This is a genomic window from Streptomyces venezuelae, from assembly GCF_008642295.1.
In the GTDB taxonomy this organism is placed as follows: domain Bacteria; phylum Actinomycetota; class Actinomycetes; order Streptomycetales; family Streptomycetaceae; genus Streptomyces; species Streptomyces venezuelae_C.
In genome coordinates, this window is record NZ_CP029190.1 from 6,457,004 (window position 1) to 6,473,419 (window position 16,416).

Annotated in this window: 19 protein-coding genes; 9 read left to right on the plus strand and 10 right to left on the minus strand. The window is 72.4% G+C overall.

All coding sequences use genetic code 11. From position 1 onward, the window contains the following. Positions 1 to 106: 106 nt before the first annotated feature. The 3 genes from bioD to bioB are packed head-to-tail and all read right to left on the minus strand — an operon-like array spanning position 107 to position 3,453. Positions 107 to 826 carry a dethiobiotin synthase gene (gene bioD, locus DEJ50_RS29005; protein WP_150211025.1) on the minus strand — a complete coding sequence of 240 codons (720 nt, stop codon included), beginning with the start codon at positions 824 to 826 and terminating at the stop codon, positions 107 to 109. A 1-nt stretch (position 827) separates the two neighbouring features. Continuing rightward, entirely contained in the window at positions 828 to 2,150 is a 1,323-nt protein-coding gene (locus DEJ50_RS29010; RefSeq protein ID WP_150211026.1) for an adenosylmethionine--8-amino-7-oxononanoate transaminase, read from the minus strand. After that, a complete protein-coding gene (gene bioB, locus DEJ50_RS29015; protein ID WP_150211027.1) occupies positions 2,143 to 3,453 on the minus strand; it encodes a biotin synthase BioB in 1,311 nt (436 codons plus the stop codon). The genes DEJ50_RS29010 and bioB overlap by 8 nt, the downstream gene beginning before the upstream one ends. Before the next feature lie 158 nt (positions 3,454 to 3,611). Between bioB and DEJ50_RS29020 the strand changes: the two genes are divergently transcribed. Next, a complete protein-coding gene (locus DEJ50_RS29020; RefSeq protein ID WP_150211028.1) occupies positions 3,612 to 4,778 on the plus strand; it encodes an 8-amino-7-oxononanoate synthase in 1,167 nt (388 codons plus the stop codon). On the opposite strand, the gene DEJ50_RS29025 is transcribed toward DEJ50_RS29020, so the two are convergent. Further along, positions 4,775 to 4,993, minus strand: coding sequence for a DUF397 domain-containing protein (locus DEJ50_RS29025; RefSeq protein WP_150211029.1), 219 nt, complete (start codon positions 4,991 to 4,993; stop codon positions 4,775 to 4,777). The two genes, DEJ50_RS29020 and DEJ50_RS29025, sit on opposite strands and share 4 nt — an antisense overlap. 13 nt (positions 4,994 to 5,006) lie before the next feature. Continuing rightward, entirely contained in the window at positions 5,007 to 5,888 is an 882-nt protein-coding gene (locus DEJ50_RS29030; protein ID WP_150211030.1) for a helix-turn-helix domain-containing protein, read from the minus strand. 199 nt (positions 5,889 to 6,087) lie between these two features. On the opposite strand from DEJ50_RS29030, the gene DEJ50_RS29035 reads away from it, so the two are divergent. Next, positions 6,088 to 6,534, plus strand: coding sequence for an ATP-binding protein (locus DEJ50_RS29035; RefSeq protein WP_150211031.1), 447 nt, complete (start codon positions 6,088 to 6,090; stop codon positions 6,532 to 6,534). Positions 6,535 to 6,565: 31 nt separating this feature from the next. On the opposite strand, the gene DEJ50_RS29040 is transcribed toward DEJ50_RS29035, so the two are convergent. Continuing rightward, positions 6,566 to 7,045, minus strand: a complete 480-nt coding sequence (locus DEJ50_RS29040) for a C40 family peptidase (protein WP_150211032.1) — start codon at positions 7,043 to 7,045, stop codon at positions 6,566 to 6,568. Positions 7,046 to 7,527: 482 nt separating this feature from the next. Here DEJ50_RS29040 and DEJ50_RS29045 point away from each other — a divergent pair, with 482 nt between their 5' ends. The 7 genes from DEJ50_RS29045 (at position 7,528) to DEJ50_RS29075 (ending at position 13,889) form a co-directional block, all read left to right on the plus strand. Beyond that, positions 7,528 to 7,830, plus strand: a complete 303-nt coding sequence (locus DEJ50_RS29045; protein WP_150211033.1) for an urease subunit gamma — start codon at positions 7,528 to 7,530, stop codon at positions 7,828 to 7,830. A 19-nt stretch (positions 7,831 to 7,849) separates the two neighbouring features. Then, a complete protein-coding gene (locus tag DEJ50_RS29050; RefSeq protein WP_150211034.1) occupies positions 7,850 to 8,161 on the plus strand; it encodes an urease subunit beta in 312 nt (103 codons plus the stop codon). Next, entirely contained in the window at positions 8,154 to 9,875 is a 1,722-nt protein-coding gene (locus DEJ50_RS29055) for an urease subunit alpha (protein WP_150211035.1), read from the plus strand. Before DEJ50_RS29050 ends, DEJ50_RS29055 begins: the two co-directional genes overlap by 8 nt. Next, positions 9,875 to 10,549 (plus strand): urease accessory protein UreF, encoded by a 675-nt coding sequence (locus DEJ50_RS29060; RefSeq protein ID WP_150211036.1) that lies wholly within the window; start codon positions 9,875 to 9,877, stop codon positions 10,547 to 10,549. Before DEJ50_RS29055 ends, DEJ50_RS29060 begins: the two co-directional genes overlap by 1 nt. A 46-nt stretch (positions 10,550 to 10,595) precedes the next feature. After that, positions 10,596 to 11,291, plus strand: coding sequence for an urease accessory protein UreG (gene ureG, locus DEJ50_RS29065; protein ID WP_150211037.1), 696 nt, complete (start codon positions 10,596 to 10,598; stop codon positions 11,289 to 11,291). Beyond that, positions 11,288 to 12,070 (plus strand): urease accessory protein UreD, encoded by a 783-nt coding sequence (locus tag DEJ50_RS29070; protein ID WP_223837944.1) that lies wholly within the window; start codon positions 11,288 to 11,290, stop codon positions 12,068 to 12,070. The genes ureG and DEJ50_RS29070 overlap by 4 nt, the downstream gene beginning before the upstream one ends. 157 nt (positions 12,071 to 12,227) lie before the next feature. Continuing rightward, a complete protein-coding gene (locus DEJ50_RS29075) occupies positions 12,228 to 13,889 on the plus strand; it encodes an alpha/beta hydrolase (protein ID WP_150211038.1) in 1,662 nt (553 codons plus the stop codon). 48 nt (positions 13,890 to 13,937) lie between these two features. Here the strand turns inward: DEJ50_RS29075 and DEJ50_RS29080 are convergent, their stop codons facing one another. The 4 genes from DEJ50_RS29080 to DEJ50_RS29090 form a co-directional block, all read right to left on the minus strand. Beyond that, positions 13,938 to 14,648 (minus strand): lysophospholipid acyltransferase family protein, encoded by a 711-nt coding sequence (locus DEJ50_RS29080; RefSeq protein ID WP_150211039.1) that lies wholly within the window; start codon positions 14,646 to 14,648, stop codon positions 13,938 to 13,940. 16 nt (positions 14,649 to 14,664) lie between these two features. Continuing rightward, positions 14,665 to 15,132 carry a DUF6328 family protein gene (locus tag DEJ50_RS29085; RefSeq protein ID WP_150211040.1) on the minus strand — a complete coding sequence of 156 codons (468 nt, stop codon included), beginning with the start codon at positions 15,130 to 15,132 and terminating at the stop codon, positions 14,665 to 14,667. 118 nt (positions 15,133 to 15,250) lie between these two features. Beyond that, positions 15,251 to 15,409 carry a hypothetical protein gene (locus DEJ50_RS34145; RefSeq protein ID WP_190344751.1) on the minus strand — a complete coding sequence of 53 codons (159 nt, stop codon included), beginning with the start codon at positions 15,407 to 15,409 and terminating at the stop codon, positions 15,251 to 15,253. 32 nt (positions 15,410 to 15,441) lie between these two features. Then, positions 15,442 to 16,398, minus strand: coding sequence for a cytochrome c oxidase assembly protein (locus DEJ50_RS29090; RefSeq protein ID WP_150211041.1), 957 nt, complete (start codon positions 16,396 to 16,398; stop codon positions 15,442 to 15,444). Between the last annotated feature and the right edge of the window lie 18 nt (positions 16,399 to 16,416).

A 16,416-nucleotide genomic window follows, 5' to 3' on the forward strand; every position in this document is an offset into this window, starting at 1 on the left:
CGGACCTCCTCGAAGCGGACGGACTCCTGCCGTCAGTCTTCCCCCGCCGCCGTGCCTGCAGAAACCCGACCGGCTCGCCCCCGGCCGCCCGGCCGCCCGCCCGGCCCTACGCCGGCCAGCGCCGCAGGAACTCCGCCGACGACCAGCCGCCCCCCAGCACCGGCCCCAGCCAGGCCCCCGCGCCCGCCCGGAACTCCGCCGGAGCCAGCGCACCCGCCCCGTCCGGTACGGCGCCCAGGAGCGGCAGCCCCGAGACCGCCGGCAGGTCCGCCAGGTTGCAGCGGGAGGCCAGGTCCGGCTCGGCCGGCCAGCTGCCCACCACCACGCCCGGCGACTCCAGTCCCCGCGCCCGCAGCGCTTCGGCGGTCAGCGCGGTCGTGTTCAGCGTGCCGAGCCCGGCCGCGGCCACCACCAGCACCGGCGCGCCCAGCAGCCGCGCCGCGTCGGCCAGGGTGTGCCCCGCCTCGTCGAACCGTACGAGCAGCCCGCCGGCGCCCTCAACCAGGACCAGATCGTGCGAGGCGGCCAGCTTCTCGGCCGCCTCCGCGATCTCCTGCGGCCCGACCGTCGGCAGCCCGGAGCGCCGGGCGGCGGTGTCCGGGGCCAAGGGCTCCGGGTAGCGGGCCAGTTCGGCGGCGGTCACCCCCGGCCCGGCCAGCCGCACCACCTCGGCCGCGTCCCCGGGCTCGCCCGGGGCCACACCCGTCTGCGCGGGCTTGAGCACCGCCACCGAACGGCCCCCGGCCGCGGCCAGAGCCGCAACCGCCGAGGTGACCACGGTCTTTCCGATCTCGGTGCCCGTCCCGGACACCACCACGACAGCCATCTCAGCCTTCCCGCGCCGCCGCGCACACCGCACGGCAGATCCGGGCCAGATCCCGGTCCGAGGTCACGAACGGCGGCATCGTGTAGACCAGGTCGCGGAACGGGCGCAGCCACACGCCTTCCCGGACCGCCGCCGCCGTGGCAGCCGCCATGTTCACATCGTGGTCCAGCTGGACCACCCCGATGCCGCCCAGCACCCGGACGTCCCGGACCCCCGGCACCTCGGCAGCCGCCGCCAGCCCGTCCCGCAGACCGGTCTCGATCCGCTTCACTTCCTGCGCCCAGTCCTGGCCGAGCAGCAGCTCGATCGAGGCCAGGGCCACCGAGGCGGCCAGCGGATTACCCATGAACGTCGGCCCGTGCGCCAGCACCGGCACCTCGCCCTGCGAGATGCCGTCCGCCACCCGGGAGGTGCACAGCGTGGCCGCCATCGTCAGGTACCCGCCGGTCAGCGCCTTGCCCACGCACAGCACGTCCGGGGTGATCCCGGCGTGGTCCGCCGCGAACAGGGTGCCGGTCCGCCCGAATCCGGTCGCGATCTCGTCCAGTACGAGCAACAGCCCGTACTCGTCGCACAGTTCGCGCAGCACCCGCAGATAGCCGGGGTTGTGGAAGCGCATCCCGCCCGCGTTCTGGACCACCGGCTCCACGATCACCGCGGCCAGTTCGCCGGCGTGCCGGGCCATCACCTCGCGCAGGTGTGCGACGTACGCCGGATCGACCGGGGCGTCGTAGCCGCCGGGCGGGGCGTCCGCGAAGACCTGCTGCGGCAGCGCCCCCGACCACATCTCGTGCATCCCGCCCTCGGGATCGCACACCGACATCGGCTGCCAGGTGTCGCCGTGGTAGCCGCCGCGCCAGGTCAGCAGCCGGGTCTTGGCCGGCTGCCCCACCGAACGCCAGTACTGGAGGCACATCTTGATGCCGACCTCGACCGACACCGAACCGGAGTCGGAGAGGAAGACGTGCTCCAGACCGGCCGGGGTGATCTCGACCAGCTTGGCGGCCAGCCGGACGGCGGGCTCGTGGGTGAGCCCGCCGAACATGACGTGGGACATCCGGCCCAGCTGCGTGGTGACGGCCTCGTTGAGCACCGGGTGGTTGTAGCCGTGGATGGCCGACCACCAGGAGGACATGCCGTCGACCAGCTCCTGCTGCCCGTGCACCGGGGCGGCCAGGTGCAGCCGGACCCCCGAGGCGGAGGCCACCACCATCGGCTCCTGCCGCCCCGGCATGGGCCCGTACGGATGCCAGACGTGCTGCCGGTCGAGCGCGAGGAGCTCCTCGGCCGGCAGCGGCTGGTACCGGTCAGGCAGGTCAGGCATTGGGCGCGAGCTCCGTTCCGGCGCCGCGGCGGCGCACCGCCACCAGGTCGGGACGCACCTCGCCGGGCGCGGCCTGCGCCGGCGCCTCCTGCGCAGCCCCGGCCTGGGCCGGCTGCTGCTGCGGAGCCTGCGCCGCCGCGTGGGAGCCGCAGCCCCCGCAGCCGGAGCCACAGCCCGCGTCCGCCGCCGCACCGCCCGCGGCCGAGCCGCAGAGCGAGCCGCCCGCACCGCCCGCACCGTGCGATCCACAGCCGCCGCCCGCCGGGCCCGCGCCCGCGCCGGCCTCCGCGCCCGCCTCGGACCGGTGCTGGGGCAGCGTCGTCGTACCGGCGCCCTCGACCTCGAACCCGGCGTCCGCGATCATGTCCAGGTCGGCCTGGCCGGCCTGGCCCTCGCTGGTGAGGTAGTCGCCCAGGAAGATGGAGTTGGCCAGGTGCAGGGCGAGCGGCTGGAGGGTGCGCAGGTGCACCTCGCGTCCGCCGGCCAGCCGGACCTCGACGTCGGGGCAGACGAACCGCACCATCGCGAGGATCCGCAAGGCGCGCTGCGGGGTGAGGTGCCACTCCTTGGCCAGCGGGGTGCCCTCGAACGGGATGAGGAAGTTCACCGGCACCGAGTCCGGGTCCAGCTCGCGCAGCGAGTAGACGACGTCGACCAGGTCCTCGTCGCTCTCGCCCATGCCCGCGATCAGGCCCGAGCAGGCCGACAGGCCGGCCGCGTGCGCCTTCTGCACCGTGTCCACCCGGTCCGCGTAGGTGTGGGTGGTCGTGATGTCCCCGTACGTCGCCTCGGACGTGTTGAGGTTGTGGTTGTAGGCGTCCGCGCCCGCGTCGCGCAGCCGTTCCGCCTGGCCGTCGGAGAGCAGGCCGAGGCAGGCGCACACCTCGATGCCCTCGTTCTGCTCCTTGATCGTCTCGATGGTCTTCGAGACCCGGTCCACGTCCCGGTCCGTCGGGCCGCGCCCGCTCGCCACCAGGCAGACCCGCTTTGCGCCGCCCGCGACGCCCGCTGCGGCGGCCTTCGAGGCGTCCTCCGGCTTCAGCCAGGTGTACTTGAGGATCTCCGCCTTCGAGCCCAGCCGCTGGGAGCAGTAGGAGCAGTCCTCCGGGCACAGGCCCGACTTCAGGTTGACCAGGTAGTTCAGCTTGACCCGGCGCCCGAACCAGCGCCGGCGCACCTTGCCGGCCGCGGCCACCACGTCGAGCAGGTCGTCGTCGGAGGTCGCCAGCACGGCGAGTGCCTCTTCGCGGGTCGGCAGCTCACGCCGCAGCCCCTTGTCCACCAGGGTGTTCAGCAGGTCCATGGGGCCGATCCTGGACCACACCCCCACTCCCGGCCAAGGAGAGACCGTACAAGATGGCTTGAGATGAGTGTGTGTATCGCCACACCAACCACACCGGTTGCGGGCGGCTAGGGTCGGGGAAGGTCTGTGGACAGCCGACAAAACGCGAGGACCAGCCAATGGACGTGTTCGCCTGGATCGACGACGAGGCCAGGACAAGGGAGCAGGCCGGCCTCGTGCGCACCCTGCGCCCCCGCCCGGCCGACTCCGGCCTGCTGGACCTGGCGAGCAACGACTACCTGGGCCTGACCCGGCACCCCGAGACGATCCGGGGGGCGCGCGAGGCCGCCGAGCGCTGGGGTGCCGGAGCCACCGGTTCCAGGCTGGTCACCGGCACCACCGAGCTCCATGCCGAGCTGGAGCGGGAGCTCGCCGCCTTCTGCGGGTTCGAAGCGGCCCTGGTGCTGTCCTCCGGTTACGCCGCCAACCTGGCCGCGGTCACCGCGCTGAGCGGTCGCGGCACCCTGGTGGTCTCCGACGCCGGCAACCATGCGTCCATCGTGGACGGCTGCCGGCTCTCCCGGGCCGAGACCGCGGTGGTCCCGCACTCCGACCCGGACGCCGCCCGCAAGAGCCTGGCCGCGCGGGCGCCGGGCACCCGGGCGCTGCTGGTCAGCGACTCGGTCTTCTCCGTCGACGGGGACGCCGCTCCGCTGACCGGGTACGCCGCGGTCTGCCGCGAGGAGGGCGCGGCCCTGGTCGTGGACGATGCGCACGGGCTGGGCGTGCTGGGCGAGGGCGGCCGGGGCGCGCTGCACGCGGTGGGCCTCGCCGGTGCGCCGGGGGTGGTGGCGACCCTGACCCTGTCCAAGTCGCTGGGCAGTCAGGGCGGCGCGGTGCTGGGCCCGGCCAGGGTGATCCGGCACCTGGTCAACACGGCCCGGACCTTCATCTTCGACACCGGCCTGGCGCCTGCCGCGGCGGGTGCCGCACTGGCGTCGCTGCGGCTGCTGGCCCGCGAACCGGAACGCGCCGGGCAGGCCCGTGCGGTGGCCGCCGAGCTGTACGGGCGGCTGACCGCGTCCGGCCTGACCGCGGCCCGGCCGGACGCGGCCGTGGTGTCGGTGCGGGCCCCGTCGCCTTCGGCGGCACTCCGGTGGGCCGCCGACTGTCGCGAGGCAGGACTGTCCGTTGGATGCTTCCGGCCGCCGTCCGTGCCGGACGGCATTTCCCGGCTGCGGCTGACCGCTCGGGCCGATCTCACGGGGGACGAGATCTCCCGGGCCGTCGAAACGATCCTGCGGACCGCTCCGGCCGGTGCCACGGACCTGGGGGAGACGCTCTAGCGGGCGTCCGCCCGGACCGAGGCGAGGAAGCCGGTCCAGGCCGGCGCGGAGAAGAGCACGACCGGGCCGTCCGTCTGCTTGGAGTCGCGGACGGCCAGCAGACCGCCGTCGAGGCCGGCTGCTTCCACACAGTTGTTCATTCCGGTGCTGCGGCTGCTCCGCCGCCACCGCGCGCTGTTCGGAAGTCCGCTGGTGCGGCAGGGGGTTGCGGACACGGGGGGTGCCTCCTTACGCGTCGTCAGCGATCACGCTGATCAGATCCGACGAGTCCTGGGGCGGGAGGGCGTGCGCCTGGATGGTGCGGAACGCGGCGCTGTATGCGTCAAGGTCTTCCTTCCGCTCCAGATAGAGGCTACTCGTCAAATGGTCGAGTACCACCACATCCAGATCGGCGATGTTCGGAAATGAGAAAATAACGAACGGTCCGGTCAGGCCGAGATGGCCCCCTACGCTGAACGGCAGTACCTGGAGCCGTACTTGGGGCAGCCGGGACACGGCCACCAGGTGCCGCAGCTGCTCGGTCATCACCCCCGGCCCGCCGATCTGCCGCCGCAGCACCGCCTCGTCCAGCACCGCACTCAGCTCCAGCGGCGGATCCGCCCGGAGCACCGACTGCCGGGCCAGCCGTACGTCCACCAGCGCGTCCACCTTCGGCTCCGGCAGCCCGCCGAGCGCCGCCCGGGTCACCGCCTTTGCGTATGCGGCGGTCTGCAGCAGCCCCGGCACCACCGAGAGTTCCACGGTCCGGGCCGACCGGGCCCCCGCCTCCAGGCTGATGAAGTCCCGGTACTCCTGCGGCAGCAGCCCCCGGTAGTCGTGCCACCACTCGCGGACGCGCCCGTTCTCCCGGCCGCCCGCCGGTCCGGCGGCCGAGGCCGACAGCGCCTCCAGCAGCGCGCGGTGCTGGGCGCCCACGCCTCCGTACGCGTCCAGCAGCAGACGGACGTCCTCCGGTTTCACGCCACTGCGCCCGGTCTCGATCCGGCTGATTTTCGACTGGTGCCATCCCACGATCCGGGCCGCCTCACCACTGGTGAGCCCGGACCGGTCGCGCAACGCACGCAGTTCCTCGCCGAGCTTCCGCCGGCGCACCGCGGGACCGTGCTGCATACCCGCCTCCCCTTCCACCGGCACAGCTCGCACCAGTCTGCCGTCCAAATACGGTCTCTCGTAGCAGAGTTCACCGCTTTGAGCGACAGATAAATGCATATCTTGGGGAACGGCGGCAGGGGCCGAGCGAACAGTGGCAGTCTGGCGCGAAGCACAGATCCGGGGCGGGTCCGCCCCGGTGGGAAAGGGACAGCGCGTCATGGCAGACCACCAGGAAGCATCCGTCACGCTGCCGAGCGATCCCGCCTCGGTGTCCGCCGCCCGCCGCTACGTCGCGGACGTGCTCGGCGAATGGGGCCTGCCGGACGAGCACGGCACGGCCGATACCGTCCGGCTGATCGTCTCCGAACTCGCCACCAACGCCGTCCAGCACACCTTCGGCCAGTCGCCCACCTTCACCGTGGACGTCCGGCTGGAGCGCGAGGAGCTGCTCCGGGTGGGGGTGACCGACAGCCATCCGCGCTGGCCCAAACGGCTGCCGGCCGCCGTCCAGCAGGACAACGGCCGGGGGATGGTGATCATCCGCTGGCTCGCCGCGGAATCGGGCGGCCGGCTGTCGGTCACGCCGACGGCCGAGGGGGGCAAGACGGTGTGGATCACCCTGCCCTGGACCGTCGGCGCCACCGCGGAATCCCAGCCCTGCTGACCCCCGCCCGGCAGCACGGTCCGGCGCCGGGTCAGCTCACCCGGCCGTAGCTGACGTTGTCGGTCCAGATCTTCTCCAGCCGGACCCTGCTGCCGGGCTTGGGGGAGTGCCAGATCATGTCGTCACCCGCGTACACGCCCACGTGGTAGACCCGTCCCCGGAACCGGAAGAAGACCAGGTCGCCCTCCTGCCGGGAGCCAGCGACTATCGGCCTCGTGCGGCGGGCCTGCTGGGCCGCGGTCCGCGGCAGGGACTTGCCGGCCCGCTTGTACGAGTACTGGGTCAGCCCCGAGCAGTCGAAGCGGTTCGGCCCCGTGGCGCCCCACTGATAGGGCGCGCCCTGTTTGGATGCGGCCACCCGGAGCGCCTCCCAGGCATGGGCCGTCGCGGCCCGGGCGGGCGGAGCGGCGCCCGGGGCGAACATGGTGCCGCCGGCCACCGCGAGGGTGAGCACGGCGGTCACCCCGGCACGGCCCACGGAGGAAGGAACTGCGGTCTTGAACGCGGACATCGGAACCCTTCGGTCGGGCCCGCCGGGAGGGCGGGTCTGTTGCTGGAGGGATACTGGCCCAGGAAATGCCGGATTTGGGGCTTTTGTTGGGCGCGTGCCGCGCCCATCACTTATGTGGCCCTTATGGCGTGTTGCGGGTACCGCGCCTGCGACACTCCCGTGATCCGCCGCCCGACCAGCAGTGTTGTGCAAGCGGGGGGTGGCCCCGCGCGGCAAGTCCGGGTTCGATCCCGTCCGTTCCCCCGCTGCTCCGAACGGGCGACGGCGCGGCGTGATGTCAAGTCCCGGAATGTGTACGGTCCGTATCCGGCGAGGGGTGGCGTTCCGCCGTATACGGAGTGCCGGCCGGGGTGTGCGGGCCGCTGAACCGGGTGTTCGCCTGAAACGTGCGTTAACGCGATGGAAAAGCGGGCGTCCTAGCCTGGGCCGCCTGGATCCCGCAGGGTGTGTGGTGATCATGGCCATGAGACTGGGTGATACGCGTGCACTTGACACCGCACGAGCAGGAGAGACTGCTCATCCACGTGGCGGCCGACGTCGCCGAGAAGCGCAGGGCGCGCGGGGTGCTGCTCAACCACCCTGAGGCGATCGCCCTGATCACCTCGCACATCCTCGAAGGCGCCCGCGACGGGCGGACCGTGGCCGAGCTGATGGCCTCCGGCCGTACCGTCCTGACCCGCGACCAGGTCATGGCGGGCATCCCCGAGATGCTCCACGACGTCCAGGTCGAGGCGACCTTCCCGGACGGCACCAAACTCGTCACCGTCCACGACCCGATCGTCTGAGCGTGAGGGGAACACCCGCATGATTCCCGGTGAGATCCTTTACGGGGACGGGCCGGTCGCTCTCAACGAAGGCCGCCCCGTCACCCGCCTGACCGTGCTCAACGCTGCCGACCGGCCCGTCCAGGTCGGCTCCCACTACCACTTCGCCGAGGTCAATCCCGGCCTGGAATTCGACCGGCCGGCCGCCCGCGGCCTGCGCCTCAACATCGCGGCCGGTACCGCCGTCCGCTTCGAGCCCGGCATCCCGGTCGCCGTGGAACTCGTCCCGCTGGCCGGCCTGCGCACCGTACCGGGCCTGCGCGGGGAGACCGGAGGGCCGCTCGATGGCTGAGCTCTCCCGGCCGGTGTACGCCGGACTGTTCGGCCCCACCGTCGGCGACCGGATCCGGCTCGCCGACACCGACCTGCTCGTCGAGATCGAACAGGACCTCTCCGGCGGCCCCGGCCGGGCCGGTGACGAGGCCGTGTTCGGCGGCGGCAAGGTGATCCGCGAGTCCATGGGCCAGGCCCGCACCACCCGCGCCGAGGGCGCCGCCGACACCGTGATCACCGGGGCCGTGGTGCTCGACCACTGGGGCATCGTCAAGGCCGACATCGCCCTGCGGGACGGCCGGATCACCGGCATCGGCAAGGCCGGCAACCCGGACACGATGGACGGGGTGGCTCCCGAGCTGGTGATCGGGCCGGAGACCGAAGTGATCTCCGGAAACGGGAGGATCCTCACCGCCGGGGCCATCGACGCCCATGTGCACTTCATCTCCCCGACCATCCTCGACGAGGCCCTCGCCTCCGGGATCACCACCCTGGTCGGCGGCGGAACCGGCCCCGCCGAGGGCACCAAGGCCACCACCATCACCCCCGGCCCCTGGCACCTCGCCCGGATGTTCGCCGCCCTGGAGTCCCACCCCGTCAACATCGGCCTGCTCGGCAAGGGAAACACCACCTCCCGCGAGGCCATGCACTCCCAACTGCGCGGCGGAGCCCTCGGATTCAAGATCCACGAGGACTGGGGGGCCACCCCCGCCGTCATCGACGCCTGCCTCGACGTCTGTGAGCAGACCGGCGCCCAGCTCGCCGTCCACACCGACACCCTCAACGAGGCCGGATTCGTCGGCGACACCCTCGCCGCCATCGCCGGCCGCACCATCCACGCCTACCACACCGAAGGCGCGGGCGGCGGGCACGCACCCGACATCATCAGCGTGGTCTCCGAGCCTCATGTGCTGCCCAGCTCCACCAACCCCACCCGCCCGCACACCCTCAACACCGTCGAGGAACACCTCGACATGCTGATGGTCTGCCACCACCTCAACCCGGCCGTCCCCGAGGACCTCGCCTTCGCCGAATCCCGCATCCGGCCCACCACCATCGCGGCCGAGGACGTCCTGCACGACCTCGGCGCCATCTCGATCATCTCCTCCGACTCCCAGGCCATGGGCCGGGTGGGAGAGGTCGTCCTGCGGACCTGGCAGACCGCCCACGTCATGAAGCAGCGGCGCGGCGCCCTCCCCGGCGACGGACCGGCCGACAACCACCGGGCCCGCCGGTATGTCGCCAAGTACACGATCAACCCGGCCGTCGCCCAGGGCCTCTCCCGCGAGATCGGCTCCGTCGAAACCGGCAAACTCGCCGACCTGGTGCTCTGGGATCCGGCCTTCTTCGGGGTGAAACCACTGCTGGTCATCAAGGGCGGACAGATCGCCTACGCCCAGATGGGCGACGCCAACGCCTCCATCCCCACCCCGCAGCCCGTACTCCCACGCCCCATGTTCGGCAGCCACGGACGTGCACCCGCACAGAACTCGGTCAACTTCACCGCGCAGGCGGCGATCGAGGACCACCTGCCCGAACGGCTCGGCCTGGGCAAGGAGTTCCTTGCCATCGACAGCACCCGCAAGGTGACCAAGGCCGACATGCGCAACAACGACGCCATGCCCCGGGTGGAGGTCGACCCCGACAGCTTCACCGTCACCATCGACGGGGAGGCCGTGGAACCCGCGCCCGCGGCCGAACTCCCCATGGCCCAGCGCTACTTCCTCTTCTGATGAGCCGCGCAGCCCTGCTGGTGCTGGCCGACGGCCGCTTCCCGGCCGGCGGCCACGCCCACTCCGGCGGGGCCGAGGCCGCCGTCAAGGCCGGCCGCATCCACGACGCCGCCTCCCTGGAGGAGTTCTGCCGGGGCCGGTTGCACACCGCCGGACTCGTCGCAGGCGCCATCGCCGCCGCTGCCGCCCTCGGCCTGGACCCGGCTGAGCTCGACACCGCCGCCGACGCCCGCACCCCTTCGCCCGCCCTGCGCCTGGCCGCCAGGAAACTCGGCCGGCAGCTCATGCGGGCCGCCCGCGCCACCTGGCCCGCCCCCGAACTGGACGCCCTGGCCGCCGCCTTCCCGCGCGGCGCCCACCAGCCCGTGGTCCTCGGCGTCACCGCCCGCGCAGCAGGCCTCGCCCCGCTCGACGCCGCCCACATCGCCGCGTACGAGACCGTCGGCGGCCCGGCCACCGCCACCGTACGGCTGCTCGGCCTGGACCCCTTCGAAGCCAGCGGGGTCCTCGCCCGGCTCACCCCCGACCTCGACACCATCGCCGACCGGGCCGCCGAAGCCGCCCGCACGGCCCGCCGGGACGGCCCGCACACCCTTCCCGCGGCCTCCTCGCCCCTCCTGGACATCGCGGCAGAGGCCCATGCCAACTGGCCGGTACGCCTCTTCGCCTCCTGACCCACGCCACCGCCCCCGGGGCCACCCGACCACCCAAGGACTGCCCATGCATCTCGACCACGCCGTGACCTTCCCGCACCGGCACACCCACAGCGCCGCACCCCTGCGGCCGGACGGCTCCCGGCGCGCGCTGCGCATCGGGCTCGGCGGCCCCGTCGGCTCCGGCAAGACCGCCACCGTCGCCGCGCTCTGCCGGGAACTGCGCGCCACCCTCTCGATGGCCGTGGTCACCAACGACATCTACACCCGCGAGGACGCCGAGTTCCTGCTCCGCGAGGCCGTCCTGCCACCCGAGCGGATCACCGCGGTGGAGACCGGCGCCTGCCCGCACACCGCCATCCGCGACGACATCTCCGCCAACCTGGAGGCCGTCGAGGAACTGGAGGACGCCTTCCGCGAGCACGGCCCGCTGGACCTCATCCTGGTGGAGTCCGGCGGCGACAACCTCACCGCCACCTTCTCCCGCGGCCTGGCCGACGCCCAGATCTTCGTCATCGACGTGGCCGGCGGGGACGACATCCCCCGCAAGGGCGGCCCCGGTGTCACCACCGCCGACCTGCTGGTGGTCAACAAGACCGACCTCGCCCCCCACGTCGGCTCCGACCTGGACCGGATGGCCCGCGACGCCGCCGAACAGCGGGCCGGGCTCCCCGTCGTCTTCCAGTCCCTGCGCACCCCGGACGGCGTCGGACCGGTCGCCGCCTGGGTACGCGAGCAGGTTGCCGCCTGGGCGTCCCGGTGACCACGGCGGCCCGGCACCGGAACGGCCGGGCTCTGCACGCCACCGCCCGCCTCACCGCCCGGGCCGACGGCCGGGGCGGCACCGCCCTGCCCGTCCTGGCGGGGGAGGGGCCGCTCGCGCTGCGCCGCACCCGCAGCGAGGGCGCCGAGGCCGCGGTCACCCTGGTCGGCGCGATGAGCGGGCCGCTCGGCGGGGACCACCTCACTCTGCGGGCCACCGCCGGGCCGGGCACCCGGCTCGCCGTCGGCTCGGCCGCCGCCACCCTTGCCCTGCCCGGCCCGGCCGGCGAACCCGCCCGGTACGACGTACACCTGACCCTGGACGGGGACGCCGCGGTGCGCTGGCTGCCCGAGCCGCTCGTATCGGTGCGCGGCAGCGACCTGCGGGTGTCCACCCGGGCCGAACTCGCCCCGGGCGCCCGGCTGGTGCTCCGCGAGGAGCAGATCCTGGGCCGCACCGGCGAGGCCCCCGGGCGGCTGTGCAGCCGGCTGACCGTACTGCGCGGCGGGCGCCCGCTGCTGGACCAGGAGACCGCCGCCGGGCCCGGCGCACCCGCCGGCTGGGACGGCCCCGCGGGCCTCGCCGGGCACCGCGCCCTGGGCCAACTCCTGGTCGTCGACCCGGCTTTCGAGACCACCCCGGCCACACCCCGGATGCTCGGGGAGCTCGCCGCCGCCACCCCGCTCGCCGGACCGGCCGTCCTGGTCACCGCACTTGCCCCGGACGGACTGAGGCTGCGTCAACTCCTCGACGAGGCCTGCCGTCTCTACGCCTGGTAGCAGGCGACCGCGCCCGGTCAGCGGTACATCACTCTCCGGTTATCGGCTTGGCAAAGAACAAGGCCTAGCCCTGTCCCGCGACCTGCGCAGACGAAAGGATCTCCCTGACCCGAACCGAGCCGCCCCGGGCGGCTCCTGACGCAGGGGGAACAACCACGTGATACGCAACGCGGCGCTGGGGAGCGCCGCCACTCTCACCGCGGGCGTGCTGGGCGCCGGCCTGCTGCTCGCCCCGCCCGCCGGCGCGGACAGCCGCTCCTACGCCGTCTCGGAAGCCGTGGGCGTGCAGATCGCCGCCGCCCGGGCCGAGCGCGCCGGCATCGACTGGAAGGACTGTCCGGCCGACTGGGGCCTGGAGAAGCCGATCCAGTGCGGCTGGGTGAAGGTACCGCTCGACTACTCCAAGCCCTTCGGCCGGCAGATCGAGATCGCCGTCGACCGGATCGGCAACACCGGCACCACCGAGGAGCGCCAGGGCGCCCTCGTCTACAACCCGGGCGGCCCCGGCGGCTCCGGTATGCGCTTCCCGCGGCGGGTCACCACCAAGAACCCGCTGTGGGCCAACGCCGCCAAGGCCTACGACTTCGTCGGCTTCGACCCGCGCGGTGTCGGGCACTCCGCCCCGATCTCCTGCATCGACCCGCAGGAGTTCGTCAAGGCCCCCAAGGCCGACCCGGTTCCCGACAGCGAGGCCGACAAGCGCGCCCAGCGCAAGCTCGCCGCCGAGTACGCGGACGGCTGCAAGGAGCGCAGCGGCTGGATGCTGCCGCACATGACCACCGCGAACACCGCCCGCGACCTGGACGTGGTCCGGGCCGGCCTGGGCGAGAGGAAGCTCAACTTCCTCGGCGTCTCCTATGGCACCTACCTCGGCGGGGTCTACGCGACCCTGTTCCCCGGCCACGTCCGCCGCATGATCGTGGACAGCGTGGTCAACCCGTCGAAGGAGAAGATCTGGTACGAGGCCAACCTCGACCAGGACGTCGCCTTCCAGATGCGCTGGGACGACTGGAAGGCCTGGGTCGCCCAGAACGACGCCAGCTTCCACATCGGCGACACCCCGGAGAAGGTCGAGGCGAAGTGGCGTGAACTGCGCGCCGCCGCCAAGGCCAACCCGATCGGAGGGAAGGTCGGACCGGCTGAGCTGATCGGCTTCTTCCAGGGCGCCCCGTACTACGACTCCTCCTGGGTGCCCGTCGCCCAGACCTGGAGCGACTACCTGGCCGGCGACACCCAGGCGCTGGTCGACGCCGCCGCCCCGGACATGAGCGACACCGCGGGCAACGCGGCCTCGGAGAACGGCAACGCCGTCTACACGGCGGTGGAGTGCACCGACGCCAAGTGGCCGACCAGCTGGAAGAAGTGGGACCGGGACAACACCCGGCTGCACCAGGAGTACCCCTTCCTGACCTGGTCCAACGCCTGGATGAACTACCCGTGTGCGGTGTGGAAGTCCAAGCAGCACACGCCGGTCGAGGTGGGTGCCGGGCGCGAGCTGCCGCCGGTCCTGATCGTCCAGGCCGAGCGGGACGCGGCCACCCCGTACGAGGGGGCGAAGGAGCTCCAGCGCCGGCTGGCCGGTTCGCGCCTGATCACCGAGGAGGGCGCGGGCTCGCACGGGGTCACCGGTCTGAAGAACCCCTGCATCAACGACCGGGTGGACCGCTACCTGCTCACCGGCAAGGTCGACGCCTATGACGTGACCTGCGCCCCGCACGCCGGCCCGGTGGCCCCGGCTCCGGCCGCCGCCAAGGCCAAGGGCGCGGCGCCGGCGCCGTCGGCGCTGCCTCAGCTCGAGGAGCTGCCGGCCGTCCGGTAGTACCCGGTAGTACCAGCCGGATTCCGGAGGCGGAGGACGGGAGGAGGCTCAGCGCGCGGTGCGCCGGGCCTTCTTCCGTGCGGCCTCCGCCTCGGCCTTGACCTCGCCGGCGTACCGGTCGACGTATTCCTGGCCGGACAGCTCGAGGATCGCGTACATGATCTCGTCGGTGACGGCCCGCAGGACGGCCTTCTCGCCCTCCATGCCCTCGTACCGGGAGAAGTCCAGCGGCCGGCCGAACCGGATGGTGACCCGGCGGATCTTCGGGACCACCTGCCCGGGCGGCTGGATCTCGAAGGTGCCCACCATCGCGCACGGGACCACCGGCACCCCGGCGCCCAGCGCCATCGCGGCCACCCCCACCTTGCCCTTGTACAGCCGCCCGTCGTGGGACCGGGTGCCCTCGGGGTAGATCCCGAGCAGCTCGCCCCGGGCCAGTACCCCCAGCCCCTCGCGGATCGCGGCCCGGCCGGCCTCCTTGCCGGAACGGTCCACCGGGATCTGCCCGACGCTGCGGAAGAAGGCGGCGGTCAGCCGGCCCTTGGGACCCTTGCCGGTGAAGTACTCCGCCTTCGCCAGGAAGGTGATTCTCCGCTTGAGGATCGCGGGCATCAGGAAGTGATCGGAGAACGACAGGTGGTTCCCTGCGACGATGGCCGCGCCGTCTGCCGGAATGTTCTCCAGCCCCTCGATCCGGGGCCGGAACAGCAGCCGCAGCAGCGGGCCGAGCAGGACATGCTTGAGCACGTGGTAGAACACCGGGCGTCTTCTCCTTCTACCGGGCGGGAAGGTCAGTCTGACGGACCCGGTGCCAGATGGGCATGGCGAACCAGAATCCGCCCAGCCAGACCAGGATGGAGCCGGCGAGGATTCCGGCGAGGGAGAGTCCCACGACCAGATTGAGGACCAGCAGGACGGCCGCCGACAGGGCCAGCATCAGCAGCAGCACCCCCCACAGGGCGAGCCGCCCGGCGATCCGCACCAGGGACTCCTTGTCCATCGAGTCGCACAGCCGGTGCAGCGGGGCCGGGGCGGTCAGCAGTCCGACCGAGCCGAAGGCCAGCACGAGCGAGGTGACGTAGATGGTGCGGTCGGCGGTCTGGAACGCGGCGAACCGCGGTGTCACCGCCACCGCCATCAGAAAGCCGAGCAGGAACTGCACCGCCGTCTGGGCGATGCGGACCTCCTGCAGGATCTCCGCGTAGGCCTGGCAGGCCCGACTGTCGTCCTCGCCCTTGGCCATGATTCCTCCAGGCACGCACCGGGGTCATCACACGGACTTCCTGTTACCCCTAGTACGGATGGCGTTGCCTGGAGTTCATCCGTCCGCCGACGGGAATCGGCCAATTGTGCGAAACGGATCAACCGCTGCGGGATGCCGCCATGCCGGCCGTGAGCAGTCCGAGGACCACCCAGCCGAACCAGAGCCAGCCATTGCTGCCGAGCGCCACCGAATACGCGGCGACGGCCACCAGAGCGGCGAAGGTCAGCACGGCCATCGCCTTAACGGATCCGGTCATGCCCCATGGTGGCGCCTGGAGGCGGTCCTCCGCTACTGGCCACGCGCTTGCAGCGAGGCCAGATAGGCGTTGTAGGCCTCCAGCTCCCGGTCGCCGTCGCGGTCCGCCGCCCGGTCGGCGCGCTTCGCCGCCCGCTGCTCGGAGTGGTACCACTGGTAGACCAGGGCGATCAGCACCAGCACCGAGGGGATCTCGCTGAAGGCCCAGGCGATGCCGCCGGCCCACTGCTGGTCGTCGAGGGCGTCGATGCCGAGCGAGGCCGGCGGATGGGCGTACGTACCGATCATCGGCTCGCTGGCCATCATCAGTGCGATGCCGAAGAAGGCGTGGAAGGGCATGCCCGCGAAGAGCTCCAGCATCCGCATCACATAGCCGGGCCGGTGCGGGCCCGGGTCCACGCCCATGATCGGCCAGAAGAAGACCAGGCCGACGGCGAGGAAGTGCAGCATCATCGCGATGTGGCCGGTCCGGCTGCCCATGAGGAAGTCGAAGATCGGGGTGAAGTACAGGGCGTAGAGGCTGGCGATGAACATCGGGATGGTGAACGCCGGGTGGGTGACGATCCGCATGTACCGGCTGTGCAGCAGCGCCAGCAGGAGTTCGCGGGGTCCCTTGTGGCCGCGGGGGGCCGGCGGCAGGGCCCGCAGGGCGAGCGTCATGGGGGCGCCGAGCAGCAGCAGGATCGGCGAGATCATGCTGATGATCATGTGCTGGACCATGTGCACGCTGAACAGGACCATGCCGTAGTCGTTCAGCCGGGTGCACATCACCAGTGCGATGCTCAGCACGCCGGCCGTGAACGCGATGGTGCGTCCCAGCGGCCAGGAGTCGCCCCGGCGGCGCAGCCGGAAGACCCCCCAGCCGTAGAGGGCGAGTCCCGCCAGGCAGCCGAACAGGAAGAAGGCGTCGAAGGAGAACTCCAGCCCGCGCCCGAGAGTGAACGGCGGCAGGTCCATCTCCATGTCCATGCCGTGCCCGCTGTGATCCATCTGTTCACTCCCTTGACT